Origin of the sequence: Streptosporangium sp. NBC_01469 (assembly GCF_036227305.1) — a bacterium.
In the GTDB taxonomy this organism is placed as follows: Bacteria; Actinomycetota; Actinomycetes; order Streptosporangiales; family Streptosporangiaceae; genus Streptosporangium.
Genome location: NZ_CP109465.1, coordinates 6,673,638 through 6,692,722 on the forward strand (window position 1 = coordinate 6,673,638; position 19,085 = coordinate 6,692,722).

Here is a 19,085-nt window from a genome sequence, read left to right on the forward strand (position 1 = left end):
ATGGGGGAGCGGCGGCTCCGCCGGGGCGGGAGGTCGCGGGCCCGGGAGGTCGCGAGTGTGGGCTCATGCAGATTCGTGTGGTGCTTCTGTCCCTGGTCGTGCCGGTTCTCGCCGCGTGCGGGGCCGCGGGAACGCCCTCCGCGTCCGGCAGTCCGGGGCCGCCGTCGGAGTCGGCGGTCTACCGGGAGCTCATCGCCTGCCTGCGCCGGAACGGCGTGCCGAACTTCCCCGATCCGGTCGTGAACGACGACGGGAGCATCGAGGTCAGCTCCGCGGTGCCGATCCCCGAGAGCGCGGAGAAGGCGTGTGAAGCCGTCGCGGCCAGGCTCCCTGGGACCGAGGCTCCCGAGTACACGGCCGCCGACCTGGAGAAACTCCGGAGACTCGCGCGGTGTTTCCGGGACGAGGGCATCCCCGACTGGCCCGACCCGAACGCCCGGGGCGAGTTCCCGTTGCCCAGACGGCTCCTGGACCTGGGTAAACCCGGCTGGCGGGACCAGCTCCCCAAATGCCGGCAGTACTTCGTGGGCAGGGGCATCGCGATCGTCGAAGGGCCGGACTCGTGAGAAGGCGGACAGTCGTCTTCCTGACCGGGGTCGTCCTGGTGGCCGGGGCGGGGGGCGCGTGGGCGGTCCTGCGGGACGAGCCCGTACCCGTCTCCACGGAAGGACCCGCCACGGCCACCGCAGCGGTGATCCGCACCGACATCGCCCACCGACGACAGGTCAACGGCACCCTGACCTACGCGGGCCGCTACCAGGTCCTCGGCACCGGCGCGACGATCACTCGGCTGCCCGCCATCGGCTCCACCGTCACCCGGGGCCGCACCCTGTACGAGGCCGCCGGACGCCGCGTCCCCCTCCTGTACGGAGACCGCCCCGCCTGGCGGACCCTCGCCCTCGGCGTCTCCGACGGCCCGGACGTCCACCAGCTCGAACGCAACCTGCGGGTCCTCGGCTACCGGGGCGTCACCGTGGACCGCCACTTCTCCCTCGCGACCTACCACGCGGTCCGCCGATGGCAGCACGACACCCGCCTGCCCGTGACCGGGTCCGTCCCGCTGGGCCAGGCCGTCTTCCTGCCGGTCGCGCTCCGGGTCACCGGCCACGACGCGACCGTCGGCGGCGCCACCGGCGGGCCGGTGCTGCACGGCACCAGCGCCACCCCGATCGTTGAGGTGCGACTCGACCCGGCCCAGGTCGTCAACGCGAAGAAGGGCGCCAGGGTGGTCGTCACGTTGCCCGACGGCGGCCGGAAGAACGGCCGGATCGCGGAAGTGAGCCCGGTCGCGACTACCGCCCAAGGCGAGGAACGCCCGTCGGTGACGGTCGCCATCCGCCTCCCCGGACGTCCGGGTAAGGCTCTCGACCGGGCGTTGGTGCAGGTCACGCTCACCAGCGAGGAACGGAAGGGCGTGCTGGCCGTCCCCATCGTCGCCCTGCTGGCCCGGCCGGGCGGCACGTTCGCCGTGACCGCGAACGGACGTCTGGCCCCGGTCGAGGTCGGCCTGTTCGACGAGCTGGCGGGCCTGGTCGAGGTCACCGGCGTGGCCGAGGGCGACCGGGTCGAGGTGCCTGCCGGATGAGCGCCGTCCTGGAACTGCGCGACGTGTGGAAGGTCTATCCGGGAGAACCCCCGGTCGAGTCGGTGCGGGGCATCGGGCTGACCATCGAGAAGGGGGCGATGGTGGCGATCCTCGGCCCCTCCGGGTCGGGGAAAACCACATTGCTGCACCTCATGGCCGCGCTCGACCGGCCCACGTCCGGTTCGATACGGCTGGCCGGACATTCCGTACCCGAACTGACGGAACGGCGACTGGCCGGACTCCGGGCCCATCACATCGGCGTGGTCTTCCAGCGGTTCTTCCTGCTGGACAGCCTGACCGCGCTGGAGAACGTCGCCACCGGCCTGCTCTACCGGGGCGTCCCGGCGGGAGAGCGGCGGCGGCGGGCGGCCCTCGCGCTCGACCGGGTCGGCCTCGGCCACCGGGCCGGGCATCGCGGCGGGCGGCTGTCGGGCGGGGAACGCCAACGGGTCGCCGTCGCCCGCGCCCTGGTCGGCGACCCGGCCATCGTCTTCGCCGACGAACCGACCGGCAACCTGGACTCCGCCACCGGCGCGGAGATCATCACACTCCTGCGGGAGCTCAACGCCGAAGGGACCACTCTGGTGATCGTCACCCATGACCCGAACGTGGCCGCCGCCTGCCCGCGCCGCGTCGAAGTGCGTGACGGACGGGTGCGATGACCCGCCCCGATCCGCCCGCGTCCCGGCTGCGTCCGGCCGACCTGCTGGCCACCGGGATGCTGGGGCTGCGGAGCAGACGCAGCCGGGCCGTGCTCTCCGGGCTCGGCATCGCGATCGGCATCGCCGCGATCGTCGCCGTGGCCGGGGTGACCCGGTCGAGCCAGGCCGCGCTGCTGGCCCAGATCGACAGGCTCGGCACCAACCTGCTCACCGTGGCGAGCGGCACCGGCCTCTCCGGCGGCGAGCGCGAACTGCCCGCGTCGGCGACCCCCATGTCGCGCCGGGTCGACGGGGTGCTCGCCGTCGCGCCGACCGCCCACCTGCCCACCGTGAACGTCTACCGCAACCCACTCGTCCCGTCCGGTCAGACCGGCGGCCTGGCCGTGCGGGCCGCCGACGCCACGTTGCTGACCGCGCTCGACGGAAGGGTGGGTCAGGGCCGTTTCCTCGACGCGGCCACGGCCGCCTACCCGGTCACGGTGCTCGGCCACGTCGCCGCCGGCACGCTCGGCATCACCACCCTCGATCCCGGCATCCGCGTCTGGATCGGCGGGCGCTGGTTCACGGTGGCGGGCATCCTCGATCCGTTCCCGTTCGCGCCGGAGGTCGATGGGTCCGCGCTGGTCGGGTTCCCGGTGGCGCGCTCCGTGTTCGGGTACGAAGGCAGGCCGAGCCGCCTCTACGTACGCGCCCGGCAGGAGCGCGTGACACAGGTGTCGGAGCTGCTGGGCGCGACGGCCAATCCGGCCAACCCCGACCAGGTGGAGGTGACCCGCCCGTCCGACGCGCTCACCGCGCGAGTTGCCGTGGCCGAGTCGGCCGCCACCCTGTTCCTCGGGCTCGGCGCGATCGCGTTGCTGGTCGGAGGCATCGGGATCGGCAACATCATGGTGATCTCGGTGCTGGAGCGGCGCGGGGAGATCGGGTTGCGCCGGGCACTCGGGGCGACCCGGGGGCATGTCGCGGGCCAGTTCCTCGCCGAGTCGGCGGTGCTCGGCACCCTCGGCGGGACCGGGGGAGTGCTGATCGGATACCTGACCACGGCGGCGGTGGCGCGAAGCCGGGGCTGGGCGACGCAGATCCCCGTCGAGGCGCTGTGGGGAGGCCTGCTCGTCGCGGTGGTCGTCGGCGGGCTGGCCGGGCTCTACCCCGCGCTGCGCGCCGCCCGGCTCACCCCGTCGGACGCGCTGCGCGCCGATTAGCCGTCCAGGGCCTCGTCCAGCCGGACGAGGCCCTGCTGCAGCCCGAAGATGGCCGCCTGGGTGCGGTCGGTCAGGCCGAGTTTGGCCAGGACGCTCGACACGTGGGTCTTCACCGTCTCCCGGCCGAGGGCCAGCACCCGGGCGATCTCCGCGTTGGAGCGCCCTCGGGTGATCTCGGCGAGCACCTGGAGTTCACGTGGGGTGAGCAGGTCGATCGGCCGGGGGCGGCGGCTCTGCCGTACCCGCTGAACGAGGAGCGCGGCCGTGTCGGCCTCCAGCACACTGCCGCCCACCGCGGCGGCCCGTACCGCCTCGACCACCCGATCCACGGCCGTGGTCTTCGACAGGTACGACAACGCGCCCAGCCGGATGGCCTCGATCACCTGCTCGTCGGCGACGAAGGAGGCCAGTACGACGAAGGCCGGGCCCCCGGCCAGTTCCCTGAGCACGGCCAGGCCGTCCAGTCCCGGCATCAGCATGTCCAGCAGCACCACGTCGGGACGCAGCGCCGGGATCACGGCCAGCGCGCGGGCGCCGTCGGCGCATTCGCCGACCACCTCGATGTCGTCCTCCTGGCCGAGCACGAACCGCAGCCCCTGCCGCACGACGTCGTGGTCGTCCACGATCACGACCCGGATCATGACGGCACCAGGGCGGAGGGGAGCGTGACCACGACCGTCGTGCCGTGGCCGGGGGCCGTCGTCAGCGTGAAGGCACCGCCCAGTTCCTCGACGCGTTCGCGCATGAGGCGCAGGCCGATGCCGTGGCCGGCGGTCGCCGTGGCCGGGTCGAAGCCGGTTCCGTCGTCGTGGATCTCCACCCTGGCGGTCTCGCCGTCCCGCGTGAGCCGGATCTCGACCAGCCCGGGATCGGCGTGTCTGACCGCGTTGCCGAGTGCCTCCTGGACCAGGCGCAGCACGGCGTGTTCGGTGGCGGGGCCGAGCGCGACGTCGTCGAGCCGGGTGTGCACGCGCAGGCCGAGCCGGGTCTCGTAGGCCCGGCAGAGTTCCTCGATGGCGGGTGACAGGCCCGCGTCCTCCAGGGCGACCGGGCGCAGTTCGAGCAGGAGCGCCTGCATCTCGCGCATCGCCCTGGTCGCCGTGCGTTCCATCGACTCGGCCTCGCGCCGGAGCCGGTCGGGGGCCGCGCGGCGCATCCCGGCGGCCAGCAGGCTGAGCGAGAACAGGTCCTGAGAGATCGAGTCGTGCAGCTCACGGGCGATCCTGACCCGCTCGGCCTGCCGCGCTTCAACCTGGCCCGCCGCGCGTTCGGCGTTGAGAGCCGATTCGAGGCGTTCGGTCATCCGGTTGAACGACTCCTCCAGGCGGCCGACCTCGTCGCCCTCCAGCACCGGGACCCGTGGGCGGAAGTCGCCCCGGGCGACCTTCTCCGTGACGTTCGCCAGGTGCCGTACGCGGCCGATCAGGCGACGGGTGCTGAGCAGGCCGAAGACCAGCCCCACGGGCACGACCAGGATCAGGACCAGGCCGCCGGGGGTGAGCAGGTTCTCCACGTAGTCCGCCGGGTATCCGGAATCACCGTAGCCGACGGGGGCTTGGACGTAGACGTATCCGGCGATCTCGTACTCCGGCGCCGCGGCGGGGCCGGCGGTCGCCCGTATCCGGTCGGGTGGAGGGATCAGCACCGGGCTCAGCCACCAGGTCACCGGGCCTGTCCGGGTCTTCCCGCTTCCTCCGCCGCCCTGCGGGGGGATGGTGACGTCGAGGCGGGAGCCCGGCGGGAACACGCCGGGGGCGGAGCCGGTGATCACTGCTCCGGTGCGGTCCGTCAGCACCTCGACGGGCAGATCGGTCACCGGGCCGTCGGTGGCGATGATCCCCAGCTCCCCGGACGTGGAGCCGTGCAGGGCGGTCTGTCGCCGCGTCGCCTCCTGGACCACGTTGAGCAGGTCGGTCATGTGCTCGTGGGGGACAGTTACGTCGCTGACGGCGAGACTGAGGATCTTCGCGTCCTTGCCGGCCTGTTCCTGGACCCGGTTGCGGAGGTCGGAACCCGAGGTGATCGTCGGCACGTAGATCCCGAGCAGCACCGCCTCGACGACGAGAACGGCCGTCGCCGTCACCAGGACATACGAAGCGGCCATTCGTCGTCTCAGTCCCATGTCGGCAGATTAACGCCCCGACACGGGGGTGTTCCTCCCCCAAGAGGGGGAGCCGCTCCCATCATCAAGCGATCACCGCGGGCGCTCCGCTGATCGGCTCCGCGAGGGCGTTGGGTCCGGCTCACCGCCGCGCCCTTCGCGCCTCGGACGCGAAGCCGCTCCCCGTGCCCATCTGCGGCGCCTCGAGGTGCGCGGAGTCCTTGAAGTCCGCCAGGAAAATGTCGCGGTGGGATGTCGAGAACCCGCGCGCGGCTTCGTCCCCGGAGTGAAACACGGCCACAATGGGCCGTACCTCACCAAGGAGAACACGATGGCCAAGTACCTGCTGCTCAAGCACTACCGGGGCGCGCCGGCATCGGTCAACGACGTGCCGATCGAGCAGTGGACGCCGGAGGAGGTTTCGGCCCACGTGCAGTACATGCGTGACTTCGCCGCTCGGCTCGAGGGCACCGGCGAGTTCGTCGACGGTCAGGCGCTCTCCCCGGAGGGCACGTTCGTCCGCTACGACGGCGAGGGGCGGCCGCCGGTCACCGACGGCCCGTTCGCGGAGACCAAGGACCTGATCGCCGGCTGGATGGTGATCGACGTCGAGACCTACGAGCGGGCGCTCGAGCTGGCCGGCGAGTTGTCCGCGGCTCCGGGTGCGGGTGGGAAGCCGATCCACGAGTGGCTCGAGGTACGCCCGTTCTACGCAGAGCCGCCTACGGTGACCGAGTGAACGAGTCGCTGCTGCGGGAGCTGGTGCCCGCGGTGATCGGTGTCCTCGTCCGTCGCGGAGCCGACTTCGCGGCGGCCGAGGACGCCGTGCAGGAGGCCCTGGTCGAGGCCGTGCGGGTGTGGCCGGACGACCCGCCGCGAGACCCCAAGGGCTGGCTGGTCACCGTGGCCTGGCGTAAGTTCCTCGACGCCGCCCGCGCCGACACCTCCCGGCGGCACCGCGAGGTACGCGTCGAGACCGAGCCCGTGCCCGGCCCGGGCGAGGCGGTGGACGACACGCTCCGGCTGTACTTCCTGTGCGCGCACCCGTCCCTGACACCGGCCTCGGCCGTCGCGCTCACGCTGCGCGCGGTCGGCGGCCTGACCACGCGTCAGATCGCGCGGGCCTACCTCGTGCCGGAGGCGACCATAGCCCAGCGGATCAGCAGGGCCAAGCGGACCGTCTCGGGCGTCCGGTTCAACCAGCCCGGTGACGTCGCCACGGTGCTGCGCGTGCTCTACCTGGTCTTCAACGAGGGCTACTCCGGCGACGTAGACCTCGTCGGCGAGGCGATCCGGCTCGCTCGCGGGCTGGCGGCCAAGATCAGCCATGAGGAGGTCGCGGGCCTGCTCGCGCTCATGCTGCTGCACCACGCGCGGCGCCCGGCACGGACCGGCCCCGACGGCAGGCTCGTGCCTCTCGCCGAGCAGGACCGCGGCCTGTGGGACACCCGCCTGATCGCCGAGGGCGTCGACGTGCTCCAGACGGCCCTCACCCGCGACCGCCTGGGCGAGTTCAAGGCCCAAGCCGCCATCGCCGCGCTGCACGCCGACGCCCGGACGGCCGAGGAGACCGACTGGGTGCAGATCGTCGAGTGGTACGACGAACTGGTGCGCCTCACCGACAGCCCGGTGGCCCGCCTCAACCGGGCCGTCGCGGTCGGCGAGGCCGACGGCCCGCGGGCCGGCCTCGCCGCCCTGGCGGGGCTCGACCCCGCCCTGCCCCGCCACACCGCCGTCGCGGCGTACCTCCACGAGCGTGACGGCGACCCGGTGACCGCGGCACGGCTCTACGCCGAAGCCGCCCGATCGGCGCCCAGCCTCCCCGAACGCGAGCACCTCACGCGACAGGCCGCACGGCTCAACGCACGGCTGAGCGGTTGAGCGGCGGGCATTCACCTTGGTCGGCCGGCCCCCTGTCGATGACCTTCCATCATGGAAAGTACCTTGCCCTGAAATGAGCCCTGCCCCTCCGGCCCGGTGCGAGCGCCGGAGGGGTCAGGGTCATGCCTCAGAAGGTCACGGTGATCTTTCCGGCCAAGCCGCCCTGGAGGAAGCGTTCGTGTGCGGCCTGGATTTCGTGAAGGCCGAAGGTGGAGTGCACACGCAGCCGCAGGGAGCCGCGATCAACCAGTTCGGTGAGCTCGTTCAGTCCCGCGCCGTCCTCGCGCACCTGGTTGACGGTGGTACGGACACCGCGTGAGGACAGGTCGGGGACCGGACCGGCCTGGGTGGCGATCGACGCGTACCGGCCACCGTCGGCCACCGCCTCGGTCACGAAGGCCCCGAAGGTGTCGAAGACCGCGTCGTAGCCGCGGTCTTGAAGAGTGCGGTGGTCAGTGGTGACGAGATCGGCGCCGTGGTCGCGGGCGAAGGCGACCTGCGCGTCCCGGGAGACCAGAGCGTCGACTTTGACGCCTCGCGCTCGGGCGATCTGCAGTGCCAATCCTCCGACCGCACCTGCGGCGCCGGCGATCAGCAACCGCTCTCCGGCGGACAGCGCGAGCCAGTCCAGTGTCTGCCAGGCCGTCAGCCCGGGAAGTGGCAGGGTGGCGGCCTCGACCAGGCTGACCGCCCGTGGCGCGGCGGCCACCGCCCGCGCCGGAAGCGCGACCAGATCGGCCCAGGTGCCCCGGGCGGAGCCGAGTTGATGCGACATCGCGATGACGCGCTCCCCGGTGCGCAGGTCGCTGCCGCCGCCGTCGACCACGATGCCGGCCAGGTCCCAGCCGAGCGTCATCGGCAGCGGCGGTGTTCCCTCACCGATGGCCCCCTCCCGCGTCTTGTCGTCGACGGGATTGATACTGGTCGCAACGGTCCGGATCAGCACATCCCCAGGACCCGGTTCGGGCCGGGGAATCTCGACGAGGCCGAGAACACCGGGTGTGCCGAACCGATCGATCTGTATGGCGCGCACAAAGAGCCCTTCACACGACTGCTACCGACCCGCGCTGTAACGCCCGAGATGATCACGAGATTCCCCGCGCCGAAGGACTCCGCCCCCAACCGGCCATCACCGCCGGTGGCCACGCCCCGTCCTGCCCCACTGACCGGCCGCACGGGAAGGTCGCTGCTGGCCGTCCTGGGAGTTTCCGCAGGTCGCGATGCCTGATGCGCTACCGGCTTGCGGCGCAGGGCGAACACGTGCACGTCGTTGTCGGGAAGGCCGAGGTTCACCCGGTGCCGTGCTGGTCTCGCCAGGCCCGGCCGCCCCCCTCCACCTGGACGCCGACTCTGGTACCGGTGGTCATCGGGCCGGTCGGAGCCGGTATCCGCGCGGTGACGTGCGTGCCGTCGGGCAGTTCCAGGGTGACGAGCGCGTCGTGGCCGTGGAAGTCGTCGCCGATCACGGTCGCGATCACGGCCTGCGGCGCCGGCGGCGTGGTGATCTTGACCTGTTCGGGCCGCACCAGCACGGTGAGCGGCCCGTGGCCCGCGGGAAGGTCGGCCACCGTGACCGGGCCGAGCGCGGTGCGCACCGTCGCCGGATCGCCGCGGTGCCCGGTCCCGGCCTGCGCGGGCAGCACGATCGCGTCGCCGACGAAGGCGGCCACCCAGGCGTCGGCGGGCCGGTGGTAGACGCCCGTGGGGGAGTCGTCCTGAACGATGACGCCCTCGCGCATGACCGCGATCCGGTCGGCGGTCGACAGTGCCTCGCCCTGGTCGTGGGTGACGAGGATGCCGGTCGCCCCGTCGGCGCGCAGCGCGGCCCGCACGTCGTGCCGCAGCTCGGCGCGCAGTCCGGAGTCGAGCGCGCTGAACGGCTCGTCCAGCAGGATGAGGGAGGGGCGTGGCGCCAGGGCGCGGGCGACCGCGACCCGCTGTTGCTGGCCTCCCGACATCTGGTGGGGCATCCGCTCGCCGTACCCGGCCAGGCCGACCAGGCTCAGCGCCTCGTCGATCCGGCCGCGACGGCGTTCGGCCCGGCTCAGCCCGTAGGCCACGTTGTCGCGTACCGACAGGTGGGGGAAGAGCGCGCCCTCCTGCGGCACGATCACGATCTGGCGCCGCTGGGGCGGCGTGTGGGCGGCGGGGCCGGCGATCATGCGCCCGTCGACGGTGATCTCGCCCGCGCCGATCCGCTCGAAGCCCGCCACGCACCGCAGCAGAGTCGTCTTGCCGCAGCCGGAGGGGCCGAGCACCGCGGTCAGGCTGCCGCTGGGCACGGTCAGGTCCACACCGCCGAGGGCGGCGACGGGCCCGTAGTGCCGGGTGACCCCGCGCAGTTCCAGCCTGCTCATGTCTGGGCCTCCTTGCTGAGAATCCCGGTGCGTGCGGCCAGCAGCCAGGTGGGTACCGACGACAACGCCACGAGCAGCACCGCGTAGGGCGCCGCGCCGGCGTAGGCGGCCACCGCCGTGTTCGACCACAGTTCGGTGGCGAGGGTGTCGACGCCGGTCGGGCGCAGCAGCAACGTCGCCGGCAGTTCCTTCATGCAGGTGAGAAAGACCAGTGCCGCGCCGGCGCCGATGCCCGGCAGGGTGAGCGGCAGGGTCACGGTGCCCAGCACCGCCAGCGGTCCGCGGCCCAGGGAGCGGGCGACCTCTTCGAGGACGGGCGGCGCCTGGGCGGTGGCCGCGGCGACGGCGGCGACGGCCAGCGGGAGGAAGAGGGCGCCGTAGGCGAGCGCGAGCAGCCAGGTCGTCTGGTAGAGCGGGTAGGCGACGTTGATGCCGAAGAACACCAGGGACAGGCCGATCACCACGCCGGGCAGGGCGTGGCTGAGGTAGCCGAGCCGCTCCAGCGCCCGGCTCAGGCGGCCGGGCACCCGGGCGCTCAACACCCCCAGCGGTAGCGCGAGCAGCATGGTCAGTGCCGTCCCGGCCAGCGAAAGCCACAGGGAGGTGCCCGCGGCCGCCATCACCTCCGGCCAGGTTCCCGGCCGGGAGACGCCTTCGGCCATCCGCCGGGCGAGGCTGAACGCGGTGACGCCGAGAGCCGCTACCGCGACGGCCAGCAGGGCGGCCGCGGCGAGCCCGCGCGCCCGGCCCAGGGCGATCCTCGCCGGTGGGCGGCGGGTGCCGCCCAGCCGCGCGTAGCGGGCTCCGCGCCGCCGGGTCGCGCCCTCCGCGGCCAGGATCAGCACGGTCAGTGCCACGAGTACGGTCGACAGCACCAGCGCGCCGGTCCGGTCGAAGCCGAGGTCGAGGGCGAGGAAGATGGCGCGGGTGAAGGTGTCGGCCCGCAGGATCGAGACCGCGCCGAAGTCCGACAGCACGTACAGCGCCACCAGAAGCCCGCCCCCGGCTATCGCGGGGCGGATCTGGCGCAGTGTCACCCGCGTGAAGGTGTGCCAGCCGCCGTGGCCCAGCGAGTGCGACACCTCCTCCTGGGCCGGGTCGCCACCGGCCAGGGCCGCGGCCACCGGCAGCAGGACGTAGGGATAGGAGCACAGTGTCAGCACCAGCGCCGCCGCCCAGAATCCCTCGAAGCCGTCCACCGCCGACACCCAGGCGAAGCCGGCGATGTAGGTCGGCACCGCGAGGGGCAGGACGGCCAGGACCGCGAAGAGGCGGCGGCCCGGCAGGTCGGTGCGCACGATCAGGAAGGCCGAGCCGACCCCGAGCACCAGGCAGGCGGTGGTCACCACGGCCGCCAGGGCGAGGGTGCCCGCCGCCAGCGCCGCGACCCGCCCGGTGAACAGTTCCCCGGCGATCCGGGCCCAGCCCGCCTCGGCGGTCCGGACGGCCAGGTAGGCCAGCGGGATCAGGGCGACCGCCACAGCCACCACGGACAACGTGAGGATCACGGGCCGTGACGGCCGCGGCGGACGGCCGCGGGTCCTCGGCCGGCTCGCGCTGCGCGCCGGGTGTCCGGGCCGGCCGGAAGGCGCGGATCCGGCGTGGTCCGGCCGCGCGGCGAAGGGCGGTGACGTTCTCAGGGGACCAGTCCTGATTCCTTGATGAGCGCGATCGTCGCCTCAAGCTGGTCGAGGTCGTTGAGGTCGACCGCGGGAGCCTTCAGCTCGTTCAGGGCGGGCACTCCCGCGGGCGGCGCGGCGTCGGCCAGGACCGGGTACTCGAAGGTCTCCTCGGCGAAGTACTTCTGCGCCTCGTCGCTGAGCAGATAGGTGACGAAGGCCTGCACATCGGGGTTCTGGGCGGCCTTCTTCAGCACGCCGACGCCAGCCACGTTGACCAGGGCGCCGCTGTCGCCGTCGGGGAAGAAGTGCAGCTTGGCGGTGAGCGTGTCGGGCGTCGTGCCCTTCTCCTTGGCCAGCTCGCCCAGGTAGTAGTGGTTGATCAGGCCGACGGCGAGCTTGCCGGAGTCGACCTCCTCCAGGATCGGGCCGTTGCCCTCGCGGATCTGCGGGTCGTTGGCCTTGAGCCCGGCCAGGAACTCCTTGGCCTTGTCCTGGCCGTGCTGCACCGTCACGGCGGTGACGAACGCCTGGAAGGACGCGTTGGTCGGGGCCACCCCGATCTTGCCCTTCCAGGCCGGATCGGTGAGGTCGAACACCGAGGCGGGCAACTGGGCGGCGGGGACCAGATCGGGGTTGTAGACCAGCACCCGCGAGCGGGCGGTGACGCCGACCCATTCGCCGCTCTTGGCGCGGTAGGTCGCGGGCACCTTGTCGAGCACGGTGGCCGGGAGGGGGGCGAACATGCCCTTCTTGGCGACGGCGCCGAGCGCGCCGGCGTCCTGGGCGAAGAAGGCGTCCGCGGGCGACTTCTCGCCTTCTTCGAGAAGCTGGGTGGCCATGGCCGCCGTGGCGGCATAGCGGGCCTCGACGGCGATGCCGCTCTGCGCGGTGAACTTCTCCAGCAGGGGCTTGACCAGTGACTCGCTGCGCCCGCTGTAGACGGTGATCTTCTTGTCGGCCGCCGGGCTCGCGGCGGCTCCGGTGGTGTCGGTGGCTTCGCCGCCACACGCGGCCAGGCCGAGAACGAGGAGGCCGGCCGTGGCCAGGGTGAGCACGGTTCTGGGGAGGGAAAGCGGCACTGCGGTGCTCCTTCGGTCATGCGGGACTGCCTCGATGAACAACTACATCGCTGTAGAAGTTAGCAGAGGCTAACCTAAGGTCGCGTGGCAGGGGCGGAGGCGGTGTCGTGAAGGTCCTGATCGGTCACGCGGCGATGAGGCGCTCAGCGCTGAGGCTCTCGCTGGCACGGGCGGCCGAACTCCGCCAGGTCGACGATGGCCTCCCCGGTCCAGACCACCGATCCCAGTGCCACCAGGGCGGGGACCGCGAGCAGGAACGCGCGGCGCGGGCCGGGCAGCGGTCTGAGCAGGGCGGCGATCCGGCGCGGCACGGGTCCGGGAGCTCGCCGGCCCGCGAACGGCACCGCTCCCGACGGCGTCGCGCCGTCCGGGGACAGCAGGGCCGCCACGCCGATCGCCCGGGCCGTCGCCCTGCGGTCACCGGTCTGCTCGGCGGCCTGCTCATCGGCCCAGCGCTCGATCATGTATCCCACCAGGTGGCGAACCCGCCACAGCAGGGGGTGCGCCGCGACGGCCAGCCGGCTGGCCAGCAGCCAACGGTGGTGATGACCGCTCAGATGGGCGTGCTCGTGCGCCATGAGGACCGCGTGGCTCTCCTCGCCGAGAGCGTCCAGCATGCCCTGGGTCACCACGATTCGTCCCGGCTGTCCCGGCCGTCCGGGAAGGGTGAAGGCGGCCGGTCGTCGCTCGGCCACCACCACGACGACGTCGCCGTCGGGAAGGGCCGCGGCCTGGGCGCGGGCGGCGCACAGCGACCGCCGTTCTCGCCGGGCGCCGCCGACGAAGGTGGCGACGGCGGTCGCGAGGAAGGTCAGGGCGGCCCAGTACGGCCATTGCGGCGCATCCCCCTGCGCGAGGGTCAGGACGGCGTGGGCCGAGACGGCCGCCACGCTCACCGAGCTCGCGGCCGCGACCACGACGGCGCAGGAGATGAAGACCATCGTCGCCGGCGCCGGCTGTTGCCGGTCGGCCAGCACCGCCATCGAGACGACCAGGGCCGCGGGGGCGACGAGCGTCGACAGGACGAAATGGTCGATCATCGGGTTTCGCTCTCGTCATCGCCCAGCAGCAGCCGCCGGACCAGCTCCTCATCCCCGGCCGAGAGCCCGGAGATGAAGTGCGTCAGGACGGGCGCGTGGTCGGCCTCGGCGTCGAGCAGTCGTCTCATCCGCCAGGCGATCAGTCTCGAGGGGGCGGCGGGCGCGGCATAGCGATAGGCCCGCCCGGATCGCTCCCGCGTCACGACGCCCTTCTCGTGCAGCCTGGTCAGGGTGGTCACCACGGCGCTGTAGGAGAGCTCGCCACCCCCCTTGTCGCTGAGCAGGGCCCGTACCTCGCCGGGCGACAGGGGGCCGGACGCCTCGTGCAGTACGGCGAGGATCTCCGTTTCCAGGGCCCCGGGGGATCGGCGAGCGCTCATCAGACGACCATAGCGGCCCTGCCCACCGGCCCGGAAACCGTCTGTGAAGGTCAAAAGCGCGCCGAACCCGACGGACAGGACGGCGGCGGCGATCACCCCGTCCACACGAGGGGCAGGCGGTCCTTGCGGTCGCTCTTGACCAGGAAGGCGACCAGCACGGAGACCACGAGGGTGCCCTCCAGCCCTTCGCGCAGACCGATGAGATAACTGGCGAACACGTCACTCCTAGACGATGGAAAAACCTGTGCAGGGTGATGACCAGGAGTGCCGACAGCGCGAACATCACCCCGACGCCCAGCTCCCGCCGCGCGCCCAGCGCCTGGCCCATGGCCAGGGGAAGCGTCAGGTAGACCTGGAAGGACAGCAGGTACGCCCCCGACATCGCCGGCGAGAAGCGCCGGAAGGACCGGTTGCCCAGCACGATCCGCCGCCCAGGGCCGCCGGTTGACCATCACCCTGCCGGCGGAGCTGCCATCGGTGGTCGCCTCGCTTCCCGCCGTACGGCAGATCCTGCGGGTGCTCGTCGACAACGCGCTCGTCCACGGGGCGGGAGAGGTCCGCGTCGACGTCACCGAGGTCGGGGACGCGCTCGCCATCGAGGTCTCCGACCAGGGGCCCGGTGTCCCGGAGGAGGCCGCCCCGTTCACGCGCCGCTCCTCCGCGGGTGACGGGCACGGCATCGGCCTGGCGCTCGCCCGCTCCCTGGCCGAGGCCGAGGCGGGACGGCTGGTCCTGCGCCGCGCCGCCGATCTTCAGCCTGCTGCTGTCGCCGTCGACGGAGACCTGACGCACCCGGCGGGTGCGCGCCGCATCGGAGCAGGACGGGCGGGAACAGGAGGCATGGTGATCGCCCCTGACCTTCTCGCCGGCTTATCGACGCCGGGTGCGGGCTCAGGCCACCGGAAGGCGCAGCTCGATCAGGCCGCCGCCCTCGGGCGTCACCCTGGGCGTCAGGGTGCCGCCGCCGGCCTCCGCCAGCCTGCGAGCCAGCGCGAGACCCAGCCCGGCGCCCTGGCCGGGCGCGGTCGCCCGCCCTTGGGCGCCGGGAGCGAGGACGGCCTCAAGCTCGTCGGCATCGAACCCGGGGCCGTCGTCGCCGACGGCGAACACCACGTCGTTCCCGGATCGCCGGACGCGCAGCAGCACCGCCGAACGACCGTAGCGCAGCGCGTTGTCCAGAAGCGGCTGGAGTATCCGCTCGACCACCTCGCGATCACAGCCGACGACCAGGCCGGCGGCGCGTTCGGTATCGAGCTGGATCTCCCGGCCCCGGGCCCGGCAGGCCCGCAGCACGTCCGCCGTCACCTCGGCGACCGTGGCCGTACCGGCGGAGGGGTCGATGCTGCGCTGCGCCAGACCGATCAGGGTGTCGAGGGCGGCGGCCATCCGGTCGGTCCCGTCGAGGACATGCCGCAGCACATCCTGGAGCTCGGCGGCCGAACGATTCCGGCGCAAAGCCACCTCTGTCTCCAGGCGTAGCCGGGCGAGCGGGGTGCGCAGCTCGTGGGCGATCTCGGCGGTGACCCGCTGCTCGTGGCGGAGCGCCGCGGAAAGCCGGCCGAGCAGGCCGTCCAGAGTCGAGGCGAGGCCCGTCAGCTCGTCGCGGGAGGGGCCGAGGCCGAATCTGCGGTCGAGGTCGCGTTCGGACCACTGGGCCGCCTGGGCGGTCATCCGGGCGACGGGCCGTAGGGCCTGGGTCACCGAGCGCCGCACAAGCAGGGCGCTGAGGCCGAGAACCAGCACGTCGAAGACGAGCGCGCCGATCAGCGCGGTCCGCTCGGCGTTCTCGTACGGGACCAGGGAAAGAGCGACCACCACGACCGCGTCAGGCGCGGGAGGCTCGTGCAGCGGGATCGCCAGCATCCTCAGATCATGGTCGATGTCACGGAAGGTGGGACGCGAGACCGTGCCGAGTTCGCGGGCCGGCGAGTCCAGGGGGCCGGGGACGGGCGGGGTGCTGACCGGGGTGCCGGCGGCGTCGAACACCCACACCCCGCTGTCGAGAACCTCGTCGAAGGGCGTATCACTGACCTTCAGCCGCCCCTGGAGGGTCGTCACGGTGGCCGCCGCCGCCTCGGCCCGTGCCCGCAGGACACCGTCGGCGCCGCTTTCCAACTGCTGGGAGAGCACCATGTAAAAACCCGCGGTCAGAGCGACGAGGGCGGCGGCGAGGGCCGCGGTCGCGGTGACGACGAGCCTGCGGCGGATCACACGACCGAGTATCCGACGCCGCGGACCGTCGTGATCACCGACGCCTGGCCGATGCCGTCGAGCTTGCGGCGAAGCCGTACGACATAGGCGTCCAGGGTGTTGTCGTGGACGATCGCCCCCGACGGCCAGGCCGCCGCGATCAGCGAATGACGGCGGACGACCTCCCCGCGGCGTGCCAGCAAGGCCGCGAGCAGCCGGAACTCCGTCGGGGTGAGGCCAACCCCCCTGTCCCCACAGCGCGCCTCATGCGCCGCGGGGTTCAGACGCAGGCCCGGCGGCGGCTCCGCGGCCTGGCCCGAACGCCGCAGCAGGGCCCGCAGCCGCAGCACCAGCTCCTCGAAGTGGAACGGCTTGGGCAGATAGTCGTCGGCGCCCGCGTGAAAGCCCGACAGCCGGTCGGTGATGCCCGCCCGCGCCGTGAGCAGCAGGACCGGCGCGTGCACGCCGCGTGCGCGCAGGGCCAGGCAGAGATCACGGCCGTCGACGTCGGGAAGGCCGATGTCGATGACGAACACATCGGGGGAAGGGTCCTTGAGACCACGCAGCAGGGCGGTCCCGCTGGTCACCGAGAGGCAGACCTCGAACTCCTCCTCCCGCAGGCCGCGGCTCAGACCGCTACGCAGGGCCAGATCGTCCTCGACGATGGCGACGCTCGGAGCCAAAAGATCGTTTCCCCTTCCCGTGGCCGGTGGGTTCCATCCATTCATCAGGGTATGCGGCGCGGGAGACAGCGGGCGAGGCCGCCCTCCGGCCTGCTCTCGTGCAGGTGAGAGGCCTGGAAGCGCAGTCAGGTTGCGTTCAGGTGAACCATGTCAGCCTGGCGCGATGACAACCCACACAGGACGGCCCAAGGCCATGCCGCGAGGCCGTCAGATGCTGAACAAGGTCCCGGAAGTGACGATCTACTTCTGGATCATCAAAATCCTGTGCACCACGGTGGGCGAGACGGCGGCGGACTTCCTGAACGCGAACCTGGGCCTGGGCCTGACCAACACCACCTACGTCATGGGCGGCCTGTTGATCATCGCGCTGGGCTTCCAGTTCGGGGCGAGGAGGTACGTACCGGGGATCTACTGGCTCGCGGTGATCCTGATCAGTGTCGTCGGCACGCTGATCACCGACAATCTCGTCGACAATCTCGGGGTCTCCCTGGAGGCGACCACCGTTGTCTTCGGCATCGCTCTGGCTGTGAGCTTCGTGGCGTGGTACGCCAGCGAGAGGACCCTGTCCATCCACACCATCTCCACGATCCGGCGCGAGGCCTTCTACTGGTCGGCCATCCTGTTCACCTTCGCCCTGGGCACCGCGTCGGGTGACCTGGCGGCGGAAGGGCTGAGCCTGGGGTACGGGGTGTCGGCGCTCGCCTTCGGCGCGCTGATCGCGATCGTCGCGCTCGCCCACTTCGGCGCCAGGCTGAACGCGGTTCTCACCTTCTGGATCGCCTACGTCCTGACCCGGCCTCTGGGCGCCTCGATCGGCGACTACCTGTCCCAGCCCCGCGTCGACGGCGGCATCGGCCTGGGGACCATCGTGACCAGCGCGCTCTTCCTCGTCACGATCGTGAGCTTCGTGACCTACCTGACCGCCGCCGGAAAAGATGATGTCGCTCCCATGACCGCCGTGGAGGGCGGCAGGGCTTGAACGCGCCGCGCGCGGCCCCCGGTAGCGGCATCACCCGCCGGGCTGTCAGGCTCATCGCGTGGGCGGCGGTCTTGGCGATCACCGTGGCGGCCGGTGAACTGGGCGAACCGGCCCTGCCCTCCCCGCACATCCTGATACCGCTGCTCCTCGGGCTGGCGGCCGCGCTGACCGGCCTGGTGCGTGATCGCGCTCCCGCCGTGCTCAACCGCGCCTCGCAGGTGCTGCTCGGCGTGCTGATGGGAACCTACCTGGACCTGCCGGCACTGGGCCAGACGGCCGGATTGATCGCGCCCCTGGCCGCGGTGACCGTGGTGACACTCCTGCTCTGCCAGGCGGCCGCGTTCGCCATGGTTCGCTTCAGCGGGGTGGACCGGGCCACCGCCACCCTCGGCATGATCGCCGGAGGGTCGGCCGCCGCGGTCGCCTCCGCCGAAGACCTCGACGCCGACGGCCGCCTGGTGGCGTTCATGCAGTATCTGCGGCTGGGCCTCGTCGTGGCGAGCACGCCGGTCCTGCTGAGCTGGATCTCTCCCCAGCCGCAGGAGGGGGGCGCCGGCGCTGGAGGCGGTGCCGGCGGTCCCTGGCACCTGGTCAACGGCCACGACCAGGCATGTGGCCTGGCCGTGCTCGCGGTCATCGCGCCGCTCGGTGTGCTGCTGGGCTCCCGTCTGAGACTGCCCAGCCCGGCCACGATGGGCCCCATGCTGGTGTCCGCCGTTCTCACCGTGAGCGGCCTCGCGCACGGCTTCGCCCCCAGCGGGATGCTGCGGACCCTGCTGTTCACCATGATCGGGCTCGATGTCGGCCTGCGGTTCTCCCGGCGGACCGTGCGGCACCTGCGCCGGATCCTGCCCGCCGCGCTGGCCTGCACGCTGGCCGTCAGCGCCGCGTGCGGAGCCCTGGCCTGGACAGTCTCCGCTCTCACCCACATTCCGTTCGGCGACACCTATCTCGCCACGACGCCGGGCGGGATCAACGCGGTCCTGGCGACTGCCTCCTCCGCGCACGCGAACCTGCCACTGATCTCCAGCGTGCAGAGCCTCCGGCTCTTCGTGATGGCCTTCCTGGCACCGCTTCTGATCCGCCTGACCGTCCGCGGGTCCCGGACCGGCGGACCGTGAAGCGGGGCCGACGGCCTCCCGAGGAGAGGTGACACATGACGGTGCGGAGTCGCCTCCGTCCCGCGGGGGAAGCTCAACCCGCCGGCGGCCCATGTGACAGATGATTCGAATTCCGTGTCGCATCGTTGGCGCGTGCGGCCGGGGCGGCAACTCTGTCATGAGCCCCAAATGACGTTGATCTTGTTCCGGCAGGCGGCCCGCCC

At 72.3% G+C, this 19,085-nt stretch carries 19 protein-coding genes and 1 pseudogene; 9 read left to right on the forward strand and 11 right to left on the reverse strand.

What is annotated here, in order from left to right; translation table 11 throughout:
• Positions 1-65 precede the first annotated feature (65 nt).
• Genes OG587_RS29250 through OG587_RS29265 form a run of 4 tightly spaced genes read left to right on the forward strand, consistent with a single transcriptional unit; the run spans position 66 to position 3,449 of the window.
• Complete coding sequence (locus OG587_RS29250; RefSeq protein ID WP_329080776.1) at positions 66-566, forward strand: hypothetical protein; 501 nt, start codon at positions 66-68, stop codon at positions 564-566.
• A complete protein-coding gene (locus OG587_RS29255) occupies positions 563-1,585 on the forward strand; it encodes a peptidoglycan-binding domain-containing protein (protein WP_329080777.1) in 1,023 nt (340 codons plus the stop codon). Before OG587_RS29250 ends, OG587_RS29255 begins: the two co-directional genes overlap by 4 nt.
• Positions 1,582-2,247 carry an ABC transporter ATP-binding protein gene (locus tag OG587_RS29260; RefSeq protein WP_329080779.1) on the forward strand — a complete coding sequence of 222 codons (666 nt, stop codon included), beginning with the start codon at positions 1,582-1,584 and terminating at the stop codon, positions 2,245-2,247. Before OG587_RS29255 ends, OG587_RS29260 begins: the two co-directional genes overlap by 4 nt.
• Positions 2,244-3,449, forward strand: a complete 1,206-nt coding sequence (locus OG587_RS29265; RefSeq protein ID WP_329080781.1) for an ABC transporter permease — start codon at positions 2,244-2,246, stop codon at positions 3,447-3,449. Before OG587_RS29260 ends, OG587_RS29265 begins: the two co-directional genes overlap by 4 nt.
• On the opposite strand, the gene OG587_RS29270 is transcribed toward OG587_RS29265, so the two are convergent.
• A complete protein-coding gene (locus tag OG587_RS29270; protein ID WP_329080783.1) occupies positions 3,446-4,090 on the reverse strand; it encodes a response regulator transcription factor in 645 nt (214 codons plus the stop codon). The two genes, OG587_RS29265 and OG587_RS29270, sit on opposite strands and share 4 nt — an antisense overlap.
• On the reverse strand, positions 4,087-5,553 hold the full coding sequence (locus tag OG587_RS29275; protein ID WP_329080785.1) for a HAMP domain-containing sensor histidine kinase: 1,467 nt from the start codon (positions 5,551-5,553) through the stop codon (positions 4,087-4,089). Before OG587_RS29275 ends, OG587_RS29270 begins: the two co-directional genes overlap by 4 nt.
• A gap of 328 nt (positions 5,554-5,881) precedes the next feature.
• Here OG587_RS29275 and OG587_RS29280 point away from each other — a divergent pair, with 328 nt between their 5' ends.
• Both OG587_RS29280 and OG587_RS29285 read left to right on the forward strand, forming a co-directional pair.
• Positions 5,882-6,289 carry a YciI family protein gene (locus OG587_RS29280; protein ID WP_329080787.1) on the forward strand — a complete coding sequence of 136 codons (408 nt, stop codon included), beginning with the start codon at positions 5,882-5,884 and terminating at the stop codon, positions 6,287-6,289.
• Positions 6,286-7,431, forward strand: a complete 1,146-nt coding sequence (locus OG587_RS29285) for an RNA polymerase sigma factor (RefSeq protein ID WP_329080789.1) — start codon at positions 6,286-6,288, stop codon at positions 7,429-7,431. The genes OG587_RS29280 and OG587_RS29285 overlap by 4 nt, the downstream gene beginning before the upstream one ends.
• A 127-nt stretch (positions 7,432-7,558) precedes the next feature.
• Here OG587_RS29285 and OG587_RS29290 read toward each other — a convergent pair whose 3' ends face one another.
• The 7 genes from OG587_RS29290 to OG587_RS29320 form a co-directional block, all read right to left on the reverse strand.
• Positions 7,559-8,464, reverse strand: coding sequence for an NADP-dependent oxidoreductase (locus tag OG587_RS29290; RefSeq protein ID WP_329080790.1), 906 nt, complete (start codon positions 8,462-8,464; stop codon positions 7,559-7,561).
• A gap of 256 nt (positions 8,465-8,720) precedes the next feature.
• Positions 8,721-9,788 carry an ABC transporter ATP-binding protein gene (locus OG587_RS29295; protein ID WP_329080792.1) on the reverse strand — a complete coding sequence of 356 codons (1,068 nt, stop codon included), beginning with the start codon at positions 9,786-9,788 and terminating at the stop codon, positions 8,721-8,723.
• A complete protein-coding gene (locus OG587_RS29300) occupies positions 9,785-11,275 on the reverse strand; it encodes an ABC transporter permease (protein WP_329080793.1) in 1,491 nt (496 codons plus the stop codon). The genes OG587_RS29295 and OG587_RS29300 overlap by 4 nt, the downstream gene beginning before the upstream one ends.
• Positions 11,276-11,424: 149 nt before the next feature.
• Positions 11,425-12,489, reverse strand: a complete 1,065-nt coding sequence (locus OG587_RS29305) for an extracellular solute-binding protein (protein WP_329080795.1) — start codon at positions 12,487-12,489, stop codon at positions 11,425-11,427.
• Positions 12,490-12,632: 143 nt separating this feature from the next.
• The gene (locus OG587_RS29310) at positions 12,633-13,529 is read right to left on the reverse strand and encodes a M56 family metallopeptidase (protein WP_329080796.1); all 897 of its coding nucleotides are present in this window, start codon (positions 13,527-13,529) and stop codon (positions 12,633-12,635) included.
• Entirely contained in the window at positions 13,526-13,909 is a 384-nt protein-coding gene (locus OG587_RS29315; protein WP_329080797.1) for a BlaI/MecI/CopY family transcriptional regulator, read from the reverse strand. The genes OG587_RS29310 and OG587_RS29315 overlap by 4 nt, the downstream gene beginning before the upstream one ends.
• Positions 13,910-14,001: 92 nt before the next feature.
• On the reverse strand, positions 14,002-14,127 hold the full coding sequence (locus tag OG587_RS29320) for an FTR1 family protein (protein ID WP_329080799.1): 126 nt from the start codon (positions 14,125-14,127) through the stop codon (positions 14,002-14,004).
• 259 nt (positions 14,128-14,386) lie between these two features.
• On the opposite strand from OG587_RS29320, the pseudogene OG587_RS47275 reads away from it, so the two are divergent.
• Positions 14,387-14,632, forward strand: a pseudogene (locus OG587_RS47275) (sensor histidine kinase); the annotation flags it as partial.
• A gap of 168 nt (positions 14,633-14,800) precedes the next feature.
• Here the strand turns inward: OG587_RS47275 and OG587_RS29325 are convergent.
• Both OG587_RS29325 and OG587_RS29330 read right to left on the reverse strand, forming a co-directional pair.
• Complete coding sequence (locus OG587_RS29325) at positions 14,801-16,120, reverse strand: sensor histidine kinase (protein WP_329080801.1); 1,320 nt, start codon at positions 16,118-16,120, stop codon at positions 14,801-14,803.
• Positions 16,117-16,782 carry a response regulator transcription factor gene (locus OG587_RS29330; protein WP_329080802.1) on the reverse strand — a complete coding sequence of 222 codons (666 nt, stop codon included), beginning with the start codon at positions 16,780-16,782 and terminating at the stop codon, positions 16,117-16,119. The genes OG587_RS29325 and OG587_RS29330 overlap by 4 nt, the downstream gene beginning before the upstream one ends.
• Positions 16,783-16,945: 163 nt before the next feature.
• Here OG587_RS29330 and OG587_RS29335 point away from each other — a divergent pair, with 163 nt between their 5' ends.
• Both OG587_RS29335 and OG587_RS29340 read left to right on the forward strand, forming a co-directional pair.
• Complete coding sequence (locus OG587_RS29335) at positions 16,946-17,761, forward strand: COG4705 family protein (RefSeq protein ID WP_329080804.1); 816 nt, start codon at positions 16,946-16,948, stop codon at positions 17,759-17,761.
• The gene (locus tag OG587_RS29340) at positions 17,758-18,882 is read left to right on the forward strand and encodes an AbrB family transcriptional regulator (RefSeq protein WP_329080806.1); all 1,125 of its coding nucleotides are present in this window, start codon (positions 17,758-17,760) and stop codon (positions 18,880-18,882) included. The genes OG587_RS29335 and OG587_RS29340 overlap by 4 nt, the downstream gene beginning before the upstream one ends.
• Positions 18,883-19,085: the final 203 nt, after the last annotated feature.